Here is a 19,837-nt window from a genome sequence, read left to right as displayed (position 1 = left end):
GACGGGGCCGGGCGGCCGGTCACGGCGTGGGCGCGTCCCCGGAGTGCGCCGGTGCGGCCGGTGCGGGGTGCGGGCCGCGGCCCTTGCGCCGCGCGGCCATCCAGGCGTAGACGAGGATCCCGGCGAAGAGGAACAGCACGCCCTGGTAGATCGCGGCGTATCCGGCCCCGGCGACGAGCCAGAAGGTGAAGCCGAAGGCGGCGAGCGCCAGGGCCAGGTCGCGGGCGAAGCGGCCCGGGCGGACCCGGTCGCGTTCGCCGGTGAGCAGGAAGTAGATCTGCGCCCCGGCGGCGAGGAGGTAGGGCACGGTGGCCGAGAAGGTGGTGATGAGCACCAGGATCTCGAAGACGCCGCCGGAGCCCAGCAGGTAGTTGATCACCGTCAGGCCGCTGGCCAGCACCGCGGCGGCGATGACGCCGAAGGTCGGCACCCCGCGCCGCTTGGTGAGGAAGGCGGCGGGGAAGAGGCCGTCCTGCGCGGCGGCGTACGGGGACTGGGCGCTCATCAGCGTCCAGCCGTTGAGGGCGCCGACGATGGAGATGACGGCGGCGGCGGCGATCAGGGTGCCGCCCCAGTGGCCGCCGAACATGGCGTTGACCGCGTCGGAGAACGGCGCCTTGGAGTGGACCAGCCTGTCGTGGGAGACGGTGCCGAAGACGGCGACGGTGCCCAGCAGGTAGACGAGGGCGGCGCCGAGGGTGCCGAGGACCGTGGCGCGGCCGACGTTCCGTCCCGGGTCGCGGACCTCGCCCGCGCTCATCGCCGCGGACTCCACGCCGACGTAGCTGTAGAGCAGGATCGCGGCGGCGGCCGACAGTCCGCCGAGGGTGCCGGTGGTGCCCTCGGTGAACGAGCCGAGGTTGTCCGGGTCGAAGAAGAACACCCCGACGACCGCGATGAACAGCAGCGGGACGAACTTCAAGACCGTGGAGACCAGCTGTACGGCGCCGACGTAGCGGGTCCCGGCGAGGTTGGAGAGGGCCGGGAGCCACAGGGCGGCCAGCGCGACGATCAGGTCGGTGCCGCGCCCGGCGTGGCCGGGCAGCAGGACGTGGACGTAGCCGACGGCGGCGACCGCGAGGGCCGCGTTGCTGACCCAGGTGAGCGTCCAGTACGACCAGGCCGACAGGAACCCGGCGAAGTCGCCGAACGCCTCGCGGGCGTAGACATAGGGCCCGCCGGTGTCCGGATGGCGACGGGCCAGCTTGCCGAAGACCAGGGCGAGGGCCAGCGCGCCGAGGGTGAGGACGCCGAAGGCGACGAGGCTGACGGTGCCGTACGGGGCGACGGACGCGGGGAGCAGGAAGATGCCGCCGCCGATGATGTTGCCCATCACCAGGCAGGTGGCGGTGGCGAGACCGAAGCGGCGGACCGGCGCGGGCGCGTCGGTGGCCGCACCCGTCCCGGGGTGCCGCTCGTCGGGGCTGGGGTGCATGGAGTGGGTGTCTCTCGTCGTGCGGGGTGTCCGGTGTGCCGGACTGGTGCACATCGTCACCGGTTCGGGGCACGGCGCAAAATCGCCGCGAATGCTCCCGTCAACCGTTCGCCGGGACGGAGGATCTCCGGCCCGGCGACCGGCGGACGCAAATCCCGCAACCCCCTCCGAACGGGTGTCTTCGCTGGTCCGGGGCGTACGGGAGGACGGACGCAGCCGGCTTCCGGGCAGTGGCCCGGCGCTCGGTGCCGTGGCCGGTCCGGTGCGCCCGGCCGGGAGGCGCGGGCCGTCGCACCGGCTCCGGCGCAACCGGCTCGCCGCCTCAGCCGGTTCCCCGTCTCAGCCGGTTTGCCGACGCCGCACCGGGCCGTCCCCGCTCACGCCTCGTCGGTGACCGGGGTGCGGGCGGGGGTCCCGTCGCTCTCCGCCGCCTCGCGCAGCCAGCGGCGGAGGACGTGGTGGACCTCGGCGGCGCCGGTCAGGGGTGGGGCGTCGGCCGGGACCGGGGGTGAGAGGGCGGCGGGGGCCAGCAGGAAGGGGCGGCTCTGGTCGCCGCCGAGACCGCCGTGTGAGCCGATCTGTTCCTCGAAGGCGTGCACCTCGCCGGTGGCCGGGTCGTAGGCGGAGTTGACCATGATGTCGGCGACGTGCGGGAAGCCGTCGGTGCGGCGCACCGCGTCGGCGGCGCCCGGGCCGAACGGCGCGAGCGGGTCGGCGCCGATGATCCGGCCGGTGTCGAGATGGTGTTCGGCGCCCGCGGGGCCGAGGACCACCGCGCCGTGCGCCGCGGAGCGGACCAGCAGGAAGCCGATGCCGGGGTGGTTGGCGAGGGTGCCGAGCAGCGCCGGGTTGCGGCGGTCCAACTCCTCGCGGGTGACGCGGCCGGGCATGTCCGGGAACGACACCAGGCCGAGGTTGCCGGAGGCCAGCACCACCGGCTGGGAGGTGGTGTGGCCGTCGGTGTCCTCGGGCCGGTGCAGCGCCGCCCGCGCCGACTCCCGCGCCTCGGCGCCGCTGCGGGTACGCCGCACCCGGCGCGGCACCGGCAGCCCGCACCCGGCGCGTACCAGGTCGGCCAGGCTCAGCCCGTAGCGCTCCAGGAAGGTCTCGCCGGGGCTCTGGCCGTGGTCGGAGAGGAGCACGATGCGGTACGGGCGCGGGGCGTGCCGGGCGGCCTTGGCGAGGAGGGCGACGGCCCGGTCGAGGCTGCGGAGCACCTGGTGGGTGTCGCGGTGGCGGGGTCCCGAGTGGTGGGCGACCTCGTCGTAGGCGACCAGGTCGGCGTAGACGGTGGTGCGTCCGGCGAGGAGGTCGCCGACGATCGCGGCGACCACCACATCGCGTTCGACGACGGTGGCGGAGGCGCGCAGGACGGGGTAGAGACCGCCGCGTCCCACCCGCGGGGTCTCGCGGCGCAGACGGCCGCGGAGCGCCTGGCCGGTCTCGCGGAAGAGTTCGGCGACGAAGGAGACGGCGGTGCGGGTGGCGTTGGCCGGGTCGGAGAAGTAGGCGAAGTATCCGGCGCGGGAGCGGGTGTCGCGGCCACGGCGGGCGGCGACCGACATGACGAGGGCGACCTGGTCGGCGCCGCCGGTGAAGAGGTTGCCGCGGCTGGCGCCGTCGTCGGCGAGCAGCCCGGGGTGGCCGGTGCGGGCCACCGCGCGGCGCTGGAGTTCGGCGGCGCCGGTGGGGCGGTTGCTGACGAGGGTGTGCCCGGTCTCCTTCTCGTACCAGCGGAAGGCGGGCAGGTCGTGGTTGGTGCCGTGCAGGATGCCGAGCTGGCTGGCGCCGGTCTGGCTGGACCAGTCGGTGTGCCAGGGCGTGAGGCGGTGGCCGTCGGCGCGCCAGCGGGCCACCGTCGGCATCAGCGGACGCTCGCCCTCGGTCGCGTCGCGGAGCAGGTCGTGGCCGACGCCGTCGAGCTGGAGGAAGAGGGTGCCGGGGGTGCGGGGTGCGGTGGCCCCGGCGCGGCGGGCGCGGCGCCCGGCGAGCCGCACCAGCCGTCGGCGGTACGCCTCGTCGTTGCGGACGGCGAGGAAGGCGGAGGTGGCCGAGGAGGTCGCGGACATCACGGCGGCGACGATCACCGCGGTCTCGGGGGCGACCTGACCGCGGCCCTCGGGGAGCAGACCGAGGGCGACGAGCAGCAGCGAACCGTTGAGGAAGAAGACCAGCAGGCCCAGGACGAGCGCGGGGACCAGCAGGAACGCGCGGACCAGCAGCGGCCAGACCAGCGCGCCGAGGAGGCCGAAGGCACCGGCGCCGAGGACGGCGGTGAGCGCGGTGCGGGTGAGGCTGTCACCGCCGGGCGACTGGAGCCGGAAGTCCGGCAGCACCACGGCGAGCACCAGCAGGGTGAGGCTGGACACGGCCCAGACCGCGAGCACCCGCAGCACGGCGCCGCCGATGGATCTCCACCGCCCGGTCACGGTCTCCCTTTCGCTCCTGGTCCGCTCCCGGGCCGGCGGCACGGGCGTCCGCTCCAGCGTGTCATATACGCGTCGGTCCCCGGCCTTGGCCCCGTGATGGGCGGGAAGGGGAGGGAGTGTACGGATATGCCGCGCCTGCCCCGGGGCCCGGGGCGGGCCGGGGATGAGGCAGGATCGACGGGCGGCGCACGGGAGACGGCCCGGCGCCGGGAGTCGGGAGGTCCGGTGGCGGTGGAGATCACCTGGTGGGGGCATGCCACCGCGACGATCGAGGACTCCGGGGTGCGGGTGCTCACCGATCCGCTCTTCGCCCGCCGCCTGGCGCATCTGCGGCGGCGCCGCGGCGCCCTGCCGCCGCCCGAGGCCGCCCGCGCCGATCTCGTCGTCGTCTCCCATCTCCACGCCGACCACCTCCACCCCGCCTCCCTCGCCCGCCTCGCGCCCGGCACCCGGGTGGTGGTGCCGCGCGGCGCGCCCGCCGAGGTCCCGGCGCTGCGCCGGGTCGCGCTCGCGCGCGGGCTGCGGCTGACGGAGGTGACGCCCGGCGACACGGTCGCGGCGGACCCCGCGGGCACCGTCACCGTCACCGCGGTCCCCGCCGCCCACGACGGACGGCGGCTGCCGTACGGGCCGCACCGCGTGCCCGCCCTGGGCTATGTCGTACGGGGCGCGGCGCGCACGTACTTCGCGGGCGACACCGGGCTGTACGACGCGATGGCGGAGGAAGTCGGGGCGTGTGAGGTGGCGTTGTTGCCGGTCGGCGGGTGGGGGCCGTTCCTGGGGAGCGGGCATCTGGACGCGCGGCGCGCGGCCCGGGCGGCGGCGCTGCTGGGTCCGGTGTGCGCGGTGCCGGTGCACTACGGCACGTACTGGCCGATCGGTCTCGACGCGGTGCGGCCGCACGAGTTCCATGCGCCGGGCCAGGAGTTCGAGCGGCAGGTCGCGCTGCTGGCGCCCGGGGTGCGGGTCCACCGGCCCGCGCACGGCGAACGGGTCCGGCCGGTGGTCGTGCGATGACGCCCACCGTGGTGCTGGCGGCGGCGACGGTGCCACCGGAGTCGACGCAGCAGGCGGTGGGCTATCCGTCGCTCTTCCTTCTGGTGGTGCTGGGGTCGCTGGTGCCGGTGGTGCCGACGGGCGCGGTGGTCAGCTCGGCGGCGGTGGTCGCCTTCCACCACACCTCGCCCTTCGCCCTGCTCGGCGTCTTCGTGGTGGCGTCGGTCGCGGCGTTCCTCGGCGATCTGGGTCTCTACCGGCTGGGCGCCCGCGGGCTGCGCGCCGGGAGCGGTTCGCGGTGGCCGGAGCGGCTGCGCGACCGGGCGGCGCCCGAGCGGCTGGCCCGGGCGCAGGAGCAGCTGCGGACGCACGGGGTGCTGGTGCTGACGGTGTCGCGGCTGGTACCGGCTGGGCGGATCCCGGTGATGCTGGCGTGTCTGCTGTCGCGGATGCCGCTGCGCACCTTCGCCCGCGGCGACGCGCCCGCCTGTCTGGCCTGGACGGCGACGTACCAGCTGATCGGGCTGGCGGGCGGTTCGCTGTTCGGCAGTCCGTGGCAGGGGGTGGCGGCGGCGGTGGCGCTGACGGTGCTGGTCGGTGCGGTCCCGGTGCTGTGGCGGCGGGTGCGGGCCCGGGAGCCGCGCGGCCAGAGCTGAGGCCGCGTCAGACATCGGGCAGGACGCGGGAGGCGCCGACCGGCAGGTCCCAGAGGTCCTCGCGGGGCCGCCCGGTGGCCTGCCAGGCGGCGCGGACCCGGTGCAGCGGCTCCATCGGCGGCTCCCCGGAGAGCAGGAACGTCGACCAGTGCATGGGGGCCAGCGCCCGCGCGCCGAGATCCCGGCAGGCGCGGACCGCCTCCTCGGGGTCGGTGTGCACCGGCCGCAGCATCCACCGCGGGTCGTACGCGCCGATCGGCAGCAGCGCCACGTCGATGCCCGGGTAGCGGCGGCCGATCTCCTCGAACCAGTGGCCGTAGCCGGTGTCCCCGGCGAAGTACACCCGGCGGCCGTCGGGCGCGGTGAGCAGCCAACCGCCCCACAGGGTGCGGCAGGTGTCGAGGAGGGTGCGCTTGCTCCAGTGGTGCGCGGGGACGAAGTCGATCCGGACCGGGCCGCCGGGCGCGGGCAGTTCGACCGCCTCCCACCAGTCCAGCTCGGTGACGGCGGTGAAGCCGCGGCGCCGGGCCCAGGGCGCGAGGCCCGCCGGGAGCAGCAGCGGGGTGGTGCGCGGCAGCCGCTTGAGGGTGGGGGCGTCGAGGTGGTCGTAGTGGTTGTGGCTGATCACCACCGCGTCGATCGGCGGCAGGTCCTCCCAGCGGACGCCGACGGGCGTGACCCGGGCGGGGGTGCCGAGGATCTTGCGGGACCAGACCGGGTCGGTCAGCACCGTCAGCCCGCCGATCCGGACGACCCAGCTGGCGTGCCCGGCCCAGGTGACGGCGGTGGTGGCGGGTCCGGCGGGCGGCAGCGGGCCCGGCGCGAACGGCAGGTCCTGGATCTGCGCCATCGTCCCCGGCGCGGGCCGCAGCTTGCCCTCCCGCGCGATCCGGGCCAGCGCCCGGACGCCGGGCAGCGGTGCGGTCAGCCGGTCGGTGAAGTCCCGCGGCCAGGTACGGGGTTCGCCCGGTGGCCGGGGTGCGGTCAGCGGCGGGACGTCCGGGCGGACGGGCGCGGCGGGGCGCCGGACGGCGGACCGGGCCACCGCGGGCGGCCCCGGGGGCGCGGTGTGCGGGGAGGCGGGGACGGAGCGCTCGGTCTGTTCGGTCATCGCGGGGCTCCCTTTCGAGGGGTGGGACGACACGGCCGGATCGGGTGCGAAGGGGGCGGGGCGGTGGGGTGCGGGCGTCAGCCGCCGGTGGTCAGGACGGTCAGCGTGTGGTCGAGCCGGGCCAGCGCGGTGGCGACCGGGGCGGTGCGCAGCGGGTCGGGGGCGGCCAGGACGGGGCGGCGGGCGTCCGGGTCGGGGCCGAGGAGCGCCTCGGTGCTCAGGCGGACGCGGAGCGCGCCGGGGTCGTCGCCGAAGCGGTGGCCGCCGCGCGCGGCCCACGGCGCCAGCTCCCGCTCCAGGGCCGCCGCGCCGGTGACCCCGGCGGCGGCCAGCGGGTGGCGGAGCGGTTCGAGGTCGGCGTAGAGGTGGCTGCCGGAGCGCGGTGGGCGGCAGAGCGCCCCGGCGGCGGTGAGGGTGCGGTAGAGGGCGGCGGCGAGGGTGCCGTGCAGCCGGGCGGCGGCCGCGGTACGGGCGCGGACCGGGGCCGGTTCGCCGAGCGCGTACCCGGTGGCGTCGGCGAGCGGTCCGGGCAGCGGGGTGGCCGCGGCGGTCAACGCGCCCAGGGCGGCGGCGCGCAGCGCGGCGCCGCGCTCCCCCTCGGGGAAGCGGGCGATCCCGACCGGCCAGGACGCGGGCAGCAGGGTGGCCCGCAGATCGCTGAGGACCACGACGTCCGCGGGCAGCATCTCGGCGGGGCTGAGCACCACGGTGTCGTGCGGATCGTGCAGCAGATCGCGGCGTGTCTCGTCGCTGACCACCCACATCCCCTCCCCCGCGGCCGCCTCGCAGACCTCGTGCAGCTGCTCGGGCGGCGGGCAGGTCCCGGTCGGGTCGTCGGCGACGGAGAGCACCAGCACCCCGGGCCCGTCCCCCTCCATCCGCGCCCGCCGCACGGTCTCCAGGAAGGCGAACGGGTCCGGCGCGCCGCCCGATTCGGCCGGTACGGGCGCGAGGTGCACGGCCCGGCCGAGCAGCCGGGCGGGCGGCGCGTACCAGGCGGCGCAGGGCCGGGGCAGCACCACTGCGCCGCCCACCGCCGCGTACAGCGCGAGCAGCAGGGCGGGCGCGCCGGGGCCGACGAGCAGCCGGTCGGGACCGGCGGCCGGACCGCGGCGTCCGGCGTACCCGGCGGCGGCGGTCCGCAGCTCCGGGGAGCCGCCGGAGGGCTCCGGTCCGGCGCGTCCGGCGGCGGCGGTGAGGCGGTCGGCGAGCTCGGGGAGCACCGGGAGGCCGGACGGTTCCGGGGCGGGCTCCGGCCGCGGATCCGGGGCGGTCCGCTGCATCCGTACCTCCACAGTGCACACGACGGGACGGGGGGCCGCCGACGGCCGGACGCGGCGTCGGCGGTGCGCCGACCGGACGTCGGCCGCGTGGGTCGTTCGTGGGCCCATCACATGAATCACGCCCGGCCCACCTTGGCAGATCCCGCGCCCCACACACCCCCGACACGTCAACGGAGCCCACGCCACGCCCGCCCGGCCGGGTCCGACGCCGCCGTCGTCATCCGAATGGGGCAGCGGGGGCGTCGGTCCGGTGGGGCCGGGGCGGGCGCGGGGCGGTGGGCCCGGGACGTCGGCCGACCGCACCGCTCAGCCGGGCCGCCCCGCCGTGTAACGGTGGATCACCACCCGCTCCCCCGGCAGCCACTCCTGTTCCTCGGTGGCGGTGCGGGTCCAGCCGTGGCGTTCGTACAGGGCGACGGCCTCAAGATTGGTGGACTTGACCTCCAGGACGGGCGGGCTGCCGTGGGCGAGCGCCGCGGTGTGGGCGGTGCGCAGCAGCAGGCCGCCGATGCCGTGGCCGCGGGCGGCGGGGTGGACGTAGAGGCGGCTTATCTCCGGGCCGCGCAGGGCGGCATGACCGACGATCACGCCGGACTCCTCGGCCACCCAGGCGGCGGTGAGGCCGTCGGGGGTGAGCCAGTCCACGGGGTCGGCGGGCCAGTGGTGGGGGTAGCCGCTGTGGCGGTGCACCTCGGCCAGCACCGCCGCGCAGGCGTCGAGGTCGGTGGCGTCACGGTTCCTGATCACCGGGGAAGACAAGCACACCGGGGCCCGGAAGGCGCCCGGTTTTCCGGCGGCCGTCTGCGTCCGGGAGCCGTCGGCCGCGCGGTACGCCCGGGCCCGCCGGGCCGCCCGACCGCGCGCCGGGGCGCCGGGAACCCGGCCCGCGCACCGGCCGAACGGCAGCCGCCGCCCCGCCACGGCGGTGCCCGTTCCGGCAACCTCCCCGTATCGCGCCCCGCGTCTGGGGTACAAGGGGCCGCATGCGCTCTCTCCTGTCCCGTGTGGACCGACGGCTCTTCGACACCATCGCCACCCGCGAGTGGCCCGGCGCGCAGCGGGTGCTGCCGCGGCTGACCCGCGGCGCGGACCACGGACTCCTCTGGCTGGGGCTCGCGGCCGGTGCCGCGGCGCTCGGCGGCCGACCGGCCCGCCGGGCCGCCGTCCGGGGCGTCGCCTCCCTCGCCGTGGCCTCCGCGACCGTCAACACCCTGGGCAAACGCTCCGTACGGCGGACCCGCCCGCTGCTGGACACGGTGCCCGTCATACGTCAGCTGCGGCGCCAGCCCTTCACCTCGTCCTTCCCGTCCGGACACGCGGCGTCCGCGGCCGCCTTCGCCACCGGGGTCGCGTTCGAGAACAAGTGGTGGGGGCTGGCGCTGGCGCCGCTCGCCGCGTCCGTGGCGTTCTCCCGCGTCTACACCGGGGTCCACTACCCCGGCGACGTGCTGGCGGGCGCCGCGCTCGGCGCCGGTGCGGCCTTCGCGGTGCGTGGCCTCGCCCCGACCCGCGCCCAACTGGCGCCACCGGCCCGGCCACGCGCCGACGCGCCCGCGCTGCCCGGCGGCCGCGGGCTGTTCGTGGTGGCGAACCAGGGGTCGGGCCAGCGCGGCGAGACCCGTCCGGACCGGGGGCCGGAGGTGCACGGCGTGCTGCCCCGCGCCACCGTCGTCACCTGCGGCGGGGCCGATGCCCCCGATCTGGACAAGGCGCTGGAGGAGGCCGCGGAGAGCGCCAAGCGGTGCGGTGGCGCGCTGGGCGTGCTCGGCGGCGACGGCACGATCAACGCGGCGGCCGCCGTCGCGGTCCGGCACGGGCTGCCGCTGGCGGTGCTGCCCGGCGGCACCCACAACCACTTCGCCTACGACCTGGGAATCGAGACGCTCGGCGAGGCCGCGCGCGCCGTGGAGGACGGCGAGGCGGTCGCCGTCGACCTGGCACGCTTCCGCACCGCGCCGCACCGCGCGGGGCAGTACTTCCTCAACACCTTCTCCATCGGCGCCTATCCGGAACTGGTCCGGCTGCGGGAGCGGTGGGCGGGCAGGATCGGCGCCTGGCCCGCGGGGGTGCTCGCCGCCTGGCATGTGCTGCGGACCGCGCAGCCGGTGTCCGCCGAGATCAACGGCCGCCGGATGGAGCTGTGGATGCTCTTCGTCGGCAACTGCGCCTACCGCGGTCTGGGCCTGACGCCCGTACGCCGCCACGATCTCGCCGACGGGGTCCTGGACGTACGGGTGGTGCGGGCCGGGCGGCTGGCCCGCACCCGGCTGCTGGTGGCGGCGCTGACCGGCACCCCGCGCTCCTCCCCCGTCCTCAAGGAGGCCCGGCTGCGCACCCTGCGGATCGGCGGGCTGCCGGACGGCACGGACCTCGCCTACGACGGTGAAGTCGCCACCACGCCGGGCCCGTTGACGCTGACGAAGGAGAACGAGGCGCTGACGGTCTACCGCCTGCTGCCCGAATCCTGAGATGCCACTCTCGTGATACGAGATGGCGGCGTACGGTGGAGCCACCACGCCGCGAGGGCGTCCGTGCCGCCGCGGCGCGGGCGCCCCGGGGGCATCCGGGGCGGTCCGCGGCTGCGCGGAGCCGCCGTCCGACGCCGCGAAGGAGCCCGCATGCCGCAGGAGACCGCCGTCTACACCCACGGCCACCACGAGTCCGTCCTCCGCTCGCACACCTGGCGCACCGCCGCCAACTCGGCCGCCTATCTGCTGGATGCGCTCCGCCCGCACATGAGGGTGCTGGACATCGGCTGCGGACCCGGCACCATCACGGCCGATCTGGCCGCGCTGGTGCCGGACGGGGAGGTCACCGCCCTCGACCGGGCACCCGGGATCCTGGAGCAGGCCCGCGCCACCGCCGAGGGCCGCAGCCTGACCAATGTCCGCTTCGCGGTCGGCGACGTCCACGCACTGGACTTCCCGGACGACACCTTCTGTGTGACCCACGCCCATCAGGTGCTCCAGCACGTCGGCGACCCCGTCCAGGCGCTGCGGGAGATGCGCCGGGTGACCAGGCCCGGCGGCATCGTCGCCGTGCGCGACGCGGACTACGCGGGGATGACGTGGTACCCGGAAGTCCCCGGCATGGACGCCTGGCTGGACCTCTACCGGCGGGTGGCGCGCGCCAACGGCGGCGAGCCGGACGCCGGTCGGCGGCTGCACGCCTGGGCGCGGCAGGCGGGCTTCGCCCCGGAGGCGATCACCGCGACCGCCGGTACCTGGTGCTACCGCACCCCCGAGGAGCGTGCCTGGTGGAGCGGGCTCTGGGCGGACCGCACGGTCTCCTCGGGCTACGCGGAGCTGGCGGTGGACGGCGGTCACACCACCCCGCGGGAGCTGGCGGAGATCGCGGCGACCTGGCGGGCGTGGGGCGCCGAGGAGGACGCCTGGTTCGCGGTGCTGCACGGCGAACTCCGCTGCCGGGTCTGACGCCCCCGAAGGCGTCGGCGCGGCCCGCCGCACGCACCCCGGCCGATCTCCCCCGTCCGGCGATCGCGCGCCGCCCACCTGCTCAACTACCCTGCCCCGTATGGACATTCTGGGGACCTCCTTGCGGGTGTGCGTCGGCGATCTGGACGCCGCCGTCGGTGTGTACGAGCGTCTGACCGGGACCGAGGCCGTGCGCTTCCAGCGCGGTCCGGTCGCGGTCGCGGCGGTGGGCTGTTTCTTCCTCATGAGCGGGCCGGAGGCGGAGCTTTCGGTGCTGTCGAAGGTGACCGCGACGCTGGCCGTGAAGGATGTGGACGAGGCGGTGGCGGATCTGCGGGCGGTCGGCGCGGAGATCATCGCCGGGCCGCTGCCCACCCCGATCGGCCGCAACCTCATCGCCCGCCACCCCGACGGCTCGATCTTCGAGTACGTCGACCGGCAGGGCGACTGACACACCGTCGTCCCGACCGGCGGAAGGATCGCCGGAGACCACCGGACAGCAAGACAGCCGGACCGGCGGTGCGGCCCCGGCCCCGCGCGCCGACGGCCGCACCGCCCGCACGAGGTCGCCCACGCGAGGTCACCCGCGAGAGGCCGCCCGTACGCGCGCCGTCCGCGCAGGTCACCCGCGCGGGACCGGCCCCCGGCCCGACCGGCGCCCCGTCGCCTCACACCCGCCCGCTCACCGCGCTCCCCTCATCCCGCCTCCCCCGCCTCCCCCACCTCCAGAACGATCTTTCCGCGGACATGGCCGCCCTGGCTGAGGCGGAAGGCGTCGGCCGCGCCGGAGAGCGGGAAGGTGGCCTCGACCGGGACGGTCAGCCGACCGGCGTCCGCCAGCGTCGCGAGGGCCGTGAGATCGGCGCTGTCGGGCCGCACCCACACCAGGTGTCCGCCGCGGGCGGTGACCTCGCCGTCGGCGATCGACGCCACCCGGGATCTGTCCTTGAGGACCTCCTGCGAGACGGCCACCACTCCGCCGCCGACGAAGTCCAGCGCCACGTCCACGCCGTCGGGCGCCATCTCCCGCACCCGCTCGGCGAGCCCGGGACCGTAGGCCACCGGCTCGGCGCCCAGGGAGCGGAGGAAGGGGTGGTTGCGCTCGCCCGCGGTGCCGATGACCCGGGCGCCCTCCGCCACCGCGATCTGCACGGCGAGCGAGCCGACGCCGCCGGACGCCGCATGGATCAGCACCGTCTCGCCGTGCCGCAGCCCGACCCGGCGGATCGACTGATACGCGGTCAGCCCGGCGAGCGGCAGCCCCGCCGCCTGCTGCCACCCGAGCGCCGCCGGACGCCGGGCGAGGGTGCGCACCGGCGCGGCGACCAGCTCGGCGTAGGTGCCGTGCTGGACGGCGTCCTTGCGGACATAGCCGATGACCTCGTCACCGACCGCGAATTCGGTGGCGTCGGCGCCGACCGCCACCACCACACCGGCCACGTCCCAGCCCGGGATCAGCGGGAAGTGGACGTCCATCATCGGATCGAGCGCTCCGGCGACGACCTTCCAGTCGACGGGGTTGACCCCGGCGGCCCGTACGCGGACGAGGACGGAGTCGGGGCCGACCTTGGGGTCGGGGCGGTCGGCGAGCGTGAGGACCTCGGGGCCGCCGTAACTGTTCGCAATGATTGCCTTCATGTTCGTCACAACGAGTAACCATCGGAGATGATTCCGTGTCCGCCCGAACTCTCCGGAGAAATTTCCGGGCGGAGAAATTCGCGCGCGGCGCCGCGCCCGCACGTCTACGCTGGCCGCGCCCTCCCGGCGGCGCCGGGACGGTACGGATGCGGGGCGACGGGCGCCGCGCACCGCACGGAACACGGAAGTCGGGCCGATGGCAGCGCAGCACACCTACCGAGTGATCGTCCGCGGCAACTGGGACCGCCTGTCGGAGGCGTCCCGCGCCACCCTCCTCTCGGAGGTGGCCGACCACGGGATGGCGCAGCTGCGGTTCACGCCCGAGGGGTCGCTGGTCTACGACGCCGCGCTGGTGTCGTTCAGCTACCGCTACACCGTCGTCTCGGACGCCGCGGACGGTGAGGAGATGGCGGCGGCGCTCGCCGAGGAGAAGGCGGAGACGGCGCTGCGGGCGGCCGGGCACGGCTACCGCAATCTGCGGGCCAAGGCCACGGACATGGACACCATGAAGATCAACCGGAAGGGCCGCTGACGCCCCGTGGGGACAGCCGTCAGGGCGTCTCGTCCTCCGGCAGCATCTCGCTGGTGATCGCCCAGCGTTCGTGGTCGCGCCAGGCGCCGTCGATGAAGAGGAAGTCCGGCGAGAACCCCTCCAGACGGAAACCGGCCCGGCTCACCAGGGCGAGGGAACGTTCGTTGCCGGGCTGGATGTTGGCCTCCAGGCGGTGCAGCCCGAGGACGTCGAAGGCGTACCGCAGGACGAGCCGCAGGCCCTCGCCCATCAGACCGCGTCCGGCGGTGTGCGCGAAGCCGCCGTAGCCGATCGCCCCGCAGCGGAAGGCGCCGTGGACGATGTTGTTGATCGTCAGATATCCGGCGATGCCGCCGCCGTCGCGTTCGCAGAACAGGAAGCCCTCGCGCAGCGGCTCGCGGAGCTTGGCGGTGTACCCGGCGTAGGTGTCGTCGTCGGCCGGCGGCTGGAGCCACGGGTGGTGCAGCGCGGCGCTCTCCCGGGCCCGGGCGGTGAACTCCGCGCAGTCGTCCGGGGTGAAGTGGCGGATGCCCACCCGGGGCCCCGTCGCGAGATAACGATCAGCGGTCATCGGCCGATCGTACGGAGCCGCGGGCAGGTCCGGCCAGGTCTTTCCGGGCCGTGGCACGGTGGTCAGCCGTCGCGCCACCGGGGCGCGTCCGTGCCGCACAGTCCGGGCGGGGTGGCCCAGTCCGTGGGCCCGCCGTCGAACGTGACGGGCGGGGCCGCGTACCGCAGCCGCCCCACCGGGCTGTCGGTGCTCCGCAGATGGTGCGCGGGGTCGTACGCGCCGTCGGCCGCGGGTCCGGGCGGGGCGTCCCGGTCCGTGCCGTGCACCAGCCAGCGGGCGGTGCGGGCCAGGGAGAGCGTGGTGAACTGGGCGTCGCCGGTCTCGGCCTGTTCGGTGAGGGAGCGCAGCACCGCCGCGGCCAGCAGATAGCCGGTGCCGTGGTCGAGCGCCTGGGCGGGCAGGGCGCCGGGCGTGCCGTCGGCGGCCGCCTCGACGAGGGCGATGCCGGTGGCCACCTGGACCACGCTGTCGAAGCCCCGGCGACCGCCCCAGGGACCGTCCTCACCCCAGGCGGAGAGCCGGGCGAGGACCAGCCCCGGACGGCGTTCGACCAGCGCCTCGGGGGCGAGACCGAAGCGGTCGAGGGAGCCGGGGCGGTAGCCGGTCACCACCACGTCCGCGGCGGACAGCAGCTCCTCGAAGACCGCCCGGTCGGTGCGGGAGCCCAGGTCGAGGGAGGTGGAGCGCTTGCCGAACCCGGTGTCGTCGTGGGCGTCCTGGCTCTCCGGCAGCTGCGGCGCGTCGATCCGCAGCACATCGGCGCCGAGCAGTGCGAGCGTCCGGGTGGCGACCGGGCCCGCGATGACCCGGGTGAGGTCGAGGACGCGCAGCCCCGCGGCGGGCAGCAGCGGGGTGCCGGTGAGGGGCGGCAGGCGGCGCGGCGGGGCGCTCGCGCCGAGGCGCTGGCGGGTGACGAGCGGATGGGTGGCGACGGTGGCGCCCTGGCCGTGCACCGCCCACTCCCGGGGCGTGCGGGCGGCGACCGCCAGCCCGCCCGCCGCGTAGACCGTCTCCTGGACCTCCTCGGCGCGCCGTCCGGCGAGTTCGGAGGCGACATCGGCGACATCGGCGGTGGCGGGCAGGCCGAGGGCGTGCAGCAGCCGTTCGCGGTGGTGCGGGTAGTTGGCGTGGGTGCGGACCCAGCCGTCGGCGGTGCGCCAGAAGCGGGAGAGCGGGGCGAAGGTGGACGCGGCGCGGCCGTCGATGCGCAGATGGCGTTCGCTGACGAAGGCGGTGGCCACCGCGCCCTCGTCGACGCGGACGGCGGGGACGGGGCGGCCGGTGCGGCGCGCGGTGAGTTCGGCGGCGGCCAGCGCGCAGCAGGCGACCGTGGCGCGGGCCAGTTCCCGCACCGGCAGCCGGGCGGGCAGCAGCCCTGGTGGTCCGGTGTACCGGATACGGTCCGTCAGCTCCGGGGCGCCGCCGAGCGCCGCCCATGCCTGCGCGGTTTCCCCGCCGTGTCGTTGCCCCATGGGCGCAGTCTGGCACCGCGCGCGGGGTCAGGGGTAGCCGGGGGCGGACGGCGGCCGGAGCGCCGCGGCCGTGGTGGGGCGGGTGGGACGGCAGGGGTGGCGCGCGCCGTCCGGCGCCGCCGGGTCGGCGGTACCGGACGGCGCGCACGGTCCGTGGACGCGCCCCCGCCGCTACCGCACGCTCCCCTGGACGACGGGGAGTTCGAGGACGCCGGTGTCGCCGGGTGCGCTGGTGACCGTCACCGGCTTGATGCCGCGGTTTCCCTTGTACGCGCCGTCGCTCGCGGCGATCGTGAAGCGGAGCCGGTGGCCCGGGGCGTAGCGGTGGACGATGCCCGGGAGCTGGACGGTGAACGCCCGGGTGGCGTCCGGCACCCGTACCGGTGCCACCAGGCGGTGCACCAGGGTCCGGGAGCCGTCGGGCGCGATGTCGTAGAGCTTGGCGAAGAGCACCAGCCGGTCGGCGGCGTCGGCGCTGTGCTGGGTCCGCTCGGCCGCGGGCGAGACGACCTTCAGCGTCGCCCGGGGGATGCCCGCGACGTCCAGCGGGGTGTCGCCGACCGGGTCGGACGTCCAGTCCAGGGCGGTGCCGCGGAGGTCGTACGGCGCGGGGTCGGACATGCCCAGCGTCCCGGCGAGGGAGCTCTCCGAATGGCTGGTGGGGATTAGCCAGTTGCGGTACTCGCGGCTGCCGCGGACCACCTTCGCGCGGCTGTCGACGAGTCGGCCGTCGCCGGAGAGGTAGAGCTTGCGGGCGCCGCCCGCCGGGAAGGTGTCGGCGGTGCCGTACGGGTCGCCGTCGGCGGCCCAGTCGCGGTAGTAGGCGAACGCGGGGCCGGTGTCCGTGCCGGTGCGGTGGTGGAGGTAGCGGTCGAACCACGCCAGGATGCGGCGGCCGACGTAGCTGGTCTCCAGGTTGCCCTTGCCCAGGTCGAGTTCGCCGGGGGCGGGATCGGCCATGCCGCCGCTGTGGCCCCAGGACTGCCAGATCATCTTGGTGTCGGTGCCCTGGGCCTTGAGGGTGCGGTAGGTGGCGGTCGCCTCGTTGAGGTTGAAGAGGGTGTCGGCCTCGCCCTGGACGAGCAGGGTCGGCGCCTTGACCGACTTCAGGTAGGAGACCGGGGAGACGCCGCGGGCGTACTTCAGCATCGCGGCGGTGCGGTCGGCGGGGTAACTGCCGGAGTCCAGCAGCCGCTTGGTGCGGCAGGCGTCGGCGACGAAGTGCAGACAGCCCGCGCCGCCGATCCGGGACGGGTCCAGGCTGGGGTTGAGCAGCCCCTGCGCCTCACCTATCAGGAAGAACCCGCCGGTCCACTCCTTCTTGTACGCCCCGGGGACCGGTCCGGTCACGCCGTCGGTGCGGCCCGCGTTGTTGGGGTCGAGGGAGTACGAGAGGTCGTTCCAGGTGATGAGGGGGACGAGCGCGTCGACGCGGGGGTCGACGGCGGCGGTGGCCAGCTGGATCGCGCCGCCGTAGGAGCCGCCGATCATGCCGACGCGCGGGTCCGGGCCGCCGTCGGCGGCGCGGTCCTCGGTGACGTAGTCGACGCGGGTGCCGTCGTCGGCGGCGCGGGTCCCGGCGAGGAAGTCGATCAGCTGACTCGCCGCCCGGCCGTCGATCTCGGGGTCGTCCAGCGAGACCGGGCAGCCGGACTTGCCGAAGCCCAGCCCGGAGTAGGCGAGGGCGACATAGCCGCGGGACGCGAACGCCTTGGCCGTGGCGGCGGTCGAGCCGTCGGACTTGCTGCCGCCGAAGCCGTTGGTGGTCATCACGGCGGGCGCCGGATGCGCCGCGTCGACACCCGCCGGGCGGTAGAGGTCGGCGTCCACGGTGCAGGTGCGCCCGCCCGCGTCGACGGTGAGTTTCAGCGCGGTGGCGGTGTACGGGGCGGCGGGCGCGGCGGTGGCCGGGGCGGCGAGGGCGAGGGGGGCGGTGAGCGCCGTGGCGGTCAGCACGGTCAGGGCGGTGCGGAGCGCGGGGCGGGTGGTGCGGCGGTGCGCGGGGCGGAAGACGCTGGGCACGAGGACCTCCACGAGACGTGCCGTACCCACCAGTCGGTAACGGCGCGCTCATGCTCGGGGATGCCCAAGTGGCGTGTCAACGGCGGGAACAGGGGGAATTCCCGGGCGTCCGGAGCGGTGCCCGCGCACGCCCCCGTGTCCGCGGTCCGCCGGGCCGCCCTCTCGTACGGGGCGGCCCGGCGGTCGGCGGTCAGTGCCGCAGGTCGAGCGCGGTCAGATCCGGGCGGGCCACCCCGAACGCGTAGGCGTACAGGGCGAGTTCGGACTCCAGGGCGCGGATGATGGTGTCGGCGCGGCGGAAGCCGTGGCCCTCGCCCTCGAAGGCGAGGTAGGCGTGCGGGATGCCGCGCCCGGCGACCTCGGCGAGGAAGCGGTCGCACTGCGTGGGCGGGCAGATGACGTCGTCCAGGCCCTGGAGCAGCAGGAACGGGGCCTTGATGTGGTCGGCGCGGTGCAGCGGCGAGCGGTCGCGGTAGCGGTCGGGGACCTCCGTGAGCGGGCCGATGAGGGACTCCAGGTACCGCGATTCGAAGTCGTGGGTCTCGCCGGTCGCCCAGCCCGCGAGGTCCAGGATCGGGTAGCTGATGGTGCCGCAGGCGTACAGGTCCGTGGTGGTGAGCGAGGCGGCGGTGGTCCAGCCTCCGGCGCTGCCGCCGCGGACGGCGAGCCGGGCGCGGTCGGCGGTGCCCTCGTCGGCCAGTGCCCGGGCGACGGCGGCGCAGTCCTCGACGTCGACCACGCCCCACTCGCCGCGCAGCCGCTCGCGGTACTCCCTGCCGTAGCCGGTGGAGCCGCCGTAGTTGACCTCGGCGACGCCGATGCCGCGGGAGGTGAAGTAGGCGATCTCCAGGTCGAGGACGAGCGGCGAGTGGCCGGTGGGACCGCCGTGGGCCCAGACGACGTACGGCGGGAGTTCCCCGTCGGGCGCGGTGTGGTCGGGGTTGTGCGGCGGATAGAGGTGGGCGTGGACGTCGCGTCCGCCCGGTCCGGTGAAGGTACGGGCCTCGGGCCGCGGGTAGTAGGCCGGGTCGACGGCGTCGGTGTGGTGGTGGGCGAGGACGCGGGCGCGGCCGGTGCAGGTGTCCAGTTCGACGATCTCGTAGCCGGTGCGGGCACCGGCGGCGACGCCGATGACGCGGCTGCCGTGGACGGCGAGGTGGGCGGCCCACTCCGTCCAGGGTCCGGCGGTGTCGACGAGGTCGCCGCTGACCGGGTCGAGGATGCCGAGGGTGGTGGTGCCGTGGCCGTGGAGGGTGGCGAGGGTGCCGCTCTCCAGGGGCAGGAACCAGCGGGAGCCGACGTTCCACAGCGGGCCGCCGAACTCCTCCCGGCGGGCGGCGCACAGCCGCCGGGGCTCCTTGACGCGGCCGTCGGCGATCTCCGTGCGGTACAGCTCCCACCAGCCCTCGCGGTCGGAGGCGAAGAGCAGCGCGCCGTCCGGGGCCCACTCGATCTGCGCGACGGACTCGCCGCGCCTCCCGGGCGCGGGGGCGTCCGGTCCGAGGTCGCCCAGTATCGGGCGGACGTCGGTGAACTCCCCGTCGGCGGTGTCCGCGAGCATCACGAGGGTGCCGTCCCAGGGCATCCGCGGATGGTCCCAGGCGAGCCAGGCGGTGTGGCGGCCGTCGGGCGAGCGGCGCGGGCCGGTGACGAAGCGGTGGCGGTCGTCGCTCAGCTCCCGGACGGCCGTACGGTCCTCGGCGGCGGAGCCGTCGAGCGGGACGGCGGCGACGAGGCGGCGGACGTCGGTGGGCCCGTCGCCGGTGAACTCCTCCAGGACGCACCACACCTCGTCGCCGACGAGCACCGGGTCGGCCCAGCGCAGTCCGTCGCCGACGGGTGAGAGCGGGGTCAGGGGGCGGGGCGCCGCGTCCCGGTCGGGGGCGTAGGCGTAGAGGCGCTGGTCGGTGAAGTGGCTGAAGACGACGAGCGGTCCGTGGTCGGTGACGGTGCCGGTCCAGGGCTGGCCGCCGTACTCGTGGACGCGGCTGCGGACGTTCCAGGGCGCGGGCAGTACGGATTCCTCCGTGCCGTCGGCGCGGCGGCGGACGAGCGCCCGGCGGCCGCCCTCAGCGGGGCGCGGCGCGGTCCACCAGACCTCGTCGCCGATCACGCCGACGAAGGCGGGGCGTCCGTCGTGGGCGGCGACGGTCCGGGCGTCCACGGGGGACGTCCAGGCTCCGTAGGGGGCCGTGGTCACCATGCGGGGTCTTCCTCCTTGTGCACCGGCGGGGCCGGGTCGTGGGTGCGCGGACGAG

16 protein-coding genes are annotated in these 19,837 nt (G+C 76.0%); 6 read left to right on the top strand and 10 right to left on the bottom strand.

Annotation, left to right across the window (positions count from 1 at the left end; all coding sequences use genetic code 11):
- Positions 1–19: 19 nt before the first annotated feature.
- Together IF23_RS0105790 and IF23_RS0105785 are read right to left on the bottom strand one after the other, a co-directional pair.
- A complete protein-coding gene (locus IF23_RS0105790; RefSeq protein ID WP_051739254.1) occupies positions 20–1,435 on the bottom strand; it encodes an amino acid permease in 1,416 nt (471 codons plus the stop codon).
- A gap of 377 nt (positions 1,436–1,812) precedes the next feature.
- Positions 1,813–3,864, bottom strand: coding sequence for a phage holin family protein (locus IF23_RS0105785; protein ID WP_037677382.1), 2,052 nt, complete (start codon positions 3,862–3,864; stop codon positions 1,813–1,815).
- A 225-nt stretch (positions 3,865–4,089) separates the two neighbouring features.
- On the opposite strand from IF23_RS0105785, the gene IF23_RS0105780 reads away from it, so the two are divergent.
- Together IF23_RS0105780 and IF23_RS0105775 are read left to right on the top strand one after the other, a co-directional pair.
- Complete coding sequence (locus IF23_RS0105780) at positions 4,090–4,881, top strand: MBL fold metallo-hydrolase (protein ID WP_030280495.1); 792 nt, start codon at positions 4,090–4,092, stop codon at positions 4,879–4,881.
- The gene (locus IF23_RS0105775; RefSeq protein ID WP_030280493.1) at positions 4,878–5,516 is read left to right on the top strand and encodes a DedA family protein; all 639 of its coding nucleotides are present in this window, start codon (positions 4,878–4,880) and stop codon (positions 5,514–5,516) included. The genes IF23_RS0105780 and IF23_RS0105775 overlap by 4 nt, the downstream gene beginning before the upstream one ends.
- A gap of 7 nt (positions 5,517–5,523) precedes the next feature.
- Here IF23_RS0105775 and IF23_RS0105770 read toward each other — a convergent pair whose 3' ends face one another.
- From IF23_RS0105770 to IF23_RS0105760, 3 genes are all read right to left on the bottom strand, one after another.
- Positions 5,524–6,627, bottom strand: a complete 1,104-nt coding sequence (locus tag IF23_RS0105770; RefSeq protein WP_030280492.1) for an MBL fold metallo-hydrolase — start codon at positions 6,625–6,627, stop codon at positions 5,524–5,526.
- A 77-nt stretch (positions 6,628–6,704) separates the two neighbouring features.
- Positions 6,705–7,910: an aminotransferase class I/II-fold pyridoxal phosphate-dependent enzyme gene (locus IF23_RS0105765; protein ID WP_037677380.1), complete on the bottom strand. Its 1,206-nt coding sequence runs from the start codon at positions 7,908–7,910 to the stop codon at positions 6,705–6,707.
- A gap of 306 nt (positions 7,911–8,216) precedes the next feature.
- Complete coding sequence (locus IF23_RS0105760; protein WP_051739293.1) at positions 8,217–8,657, bottom strand: GNAT family N-acetyltransferase; 441 nt, start codon at positions 8,655–8,657, stop codon at positions 8,217–8,219.
- Positions 8,658–8,893: 236 nt separating this feature from the next.
- On the opposite strand from IF23_RS0105760, the gene IF23_RS0105755 reads away from it, so the two are divergent.
- The 3 genes from IF23_RS0105755 to IF23_RS0105745 all read left to right on the top strand — a co-directional run bounded on the left by IF23_RS0105755 (position 8,894) and on the right by IF23_RS0105745 (position 11,795).
- Positions 8,894–10,378: a bifunctional phosphatase PAP2/diacylglycerol kinase family protein gene (locus IF23_RS0105755; RefSeq protein WP_030280486.1), complete on the top strand. Its 1,485-nt coding sequence runs from the start codon at positions 8,894–8,896 to the stop codon at positions 10,376–10,378.
- A gap of 150 nt (positions 10,379–10,528) precedes the next feature.
- Entirely contained in the window at positions 10,529–11,344 is an 816-nt protein-coding gene (locus tag IF23_RS0105750) for a methyltransferase domain-containing protein (RefSeq protein ID WP_030280484.1), read from the top strand.
- A gap of 100 nt (positions 11,345–11,444) precedes the next feature.
- Entirely contained in the window at positions 11,445–11,795 is a 351-nt protein-coding gene (locus tag IF23_RS0105745) for a VOC family protein (protein WP_030280482.1), read from the top strand.
- Positions 11,796–12,040: 245 nt separating this feature from the next.
- On the opposite strand, the gene IF23_RS0105740 is transcribed toward IF23_RS0105745, so the two are convergent.
- The gene (locus IF23_RS0105740; RefSeq protein WP_030280480.1) at positions 12,041–12,982 is read right to left on the bottom strand and encodes an NADP-dependent oxidoreductase; all 942 of its coding nucleotides are present in this window, start codon (positions 12,980–12,982) and stop codon (positions 12,041–12,043) included.
- A gap of 196 nt (positions 12,983–13,178) precedes the next feature.
- On the opposite strand from IF23_RS0105740, the gene IF23_RS0105735 reads away from it, so the two are divergent.
- Positions 13,179–13,514: a DUF6204 family protein gene (locus IF23_RS0105735; RefSeq protein ID WP_030280478.1), complete on the top strand. Its 336-nt coding sequence runs from the start codon at positions 13,179–13,181 to the stop codon at positions 13,512–13,514.
- A 19-nt stretch (positions 13,515–13,533) separates the two neighbouring features.
- Here the strand turns inward: IF23_RS0105735 and IF23_RS0105730 are convergent, their stop codons facing one another.
- The 4 genes from IF23_RS0105730 to IF23_RS0105715 all read right to left on the bottom strand — a co-directional run bounded on the left by IF23_RS0105730 (position 13,534) and on the right by IF23_RS0105715 (position 19,782).
- A complete protein-coding gene (locus IF23_RS0105730; RefSeq protein ID WP_030280476.1) occupies positions 13,534–14,085 on the bottom strand; it encodes a GNAT family N-acetyltransferase in 552 nt (183 codons plus the stop codon).
- Between the two features lie 62 nt (positions 14,086–14,147).
- Positions 14,148–15,557: a CoA transferase gene (locus IF23_RS0105725; RefSeq protein ID WP_030280474.1), complete on the bottom strand. Its 1,410-nt coding sequence runs from the start codon at positions 15,555–15,557 to the stop codon at positions 14,148–14,150.
- Between the two features lie 171 nt (positions 15,558–15,728).
- The gene (locus IF23_RS0105720; protein WP_281179956.1) at positions 15,729–17,513 is read right to left on the bottom strand and encodes a CocE/NonD family hydrolase; all 1,785 of its coding nucleotides are present in this window, start codon (positions 17,511–17,513) and stop codon (positions 15,729–15,731) included.
- A gap of 256 nt (positions 17,514–17,769) precedes the next feature.
- Positions 17,770–19,782, bottom strand: coding sequence for a prolyl oligopeptidase family serine peptidase (locus IF23_RS0105715; RefSeq protein ID WP_030280470.1), 2,013 nt, complete (start codon positions 19,780–19,782; stop codon positions 17,770–17,772).
- Positions 19,783–19,837 lie beyond the last annotated feature (55 nt).

It is taken from the genome of Streptomyces catenulae (assembly GCF_000718015.1).
Classification (GTDB): Bacteria; Actinomycetota; Actinomycetes; order Streptomycetales; family Streptomycetaceae; genus Streptomyces; species Streptomyces catenulae.
Note: the sequence above shows the minus strand (reverse complement) of the source record. Positions and strands in the feature narration are given on the sequence as shown.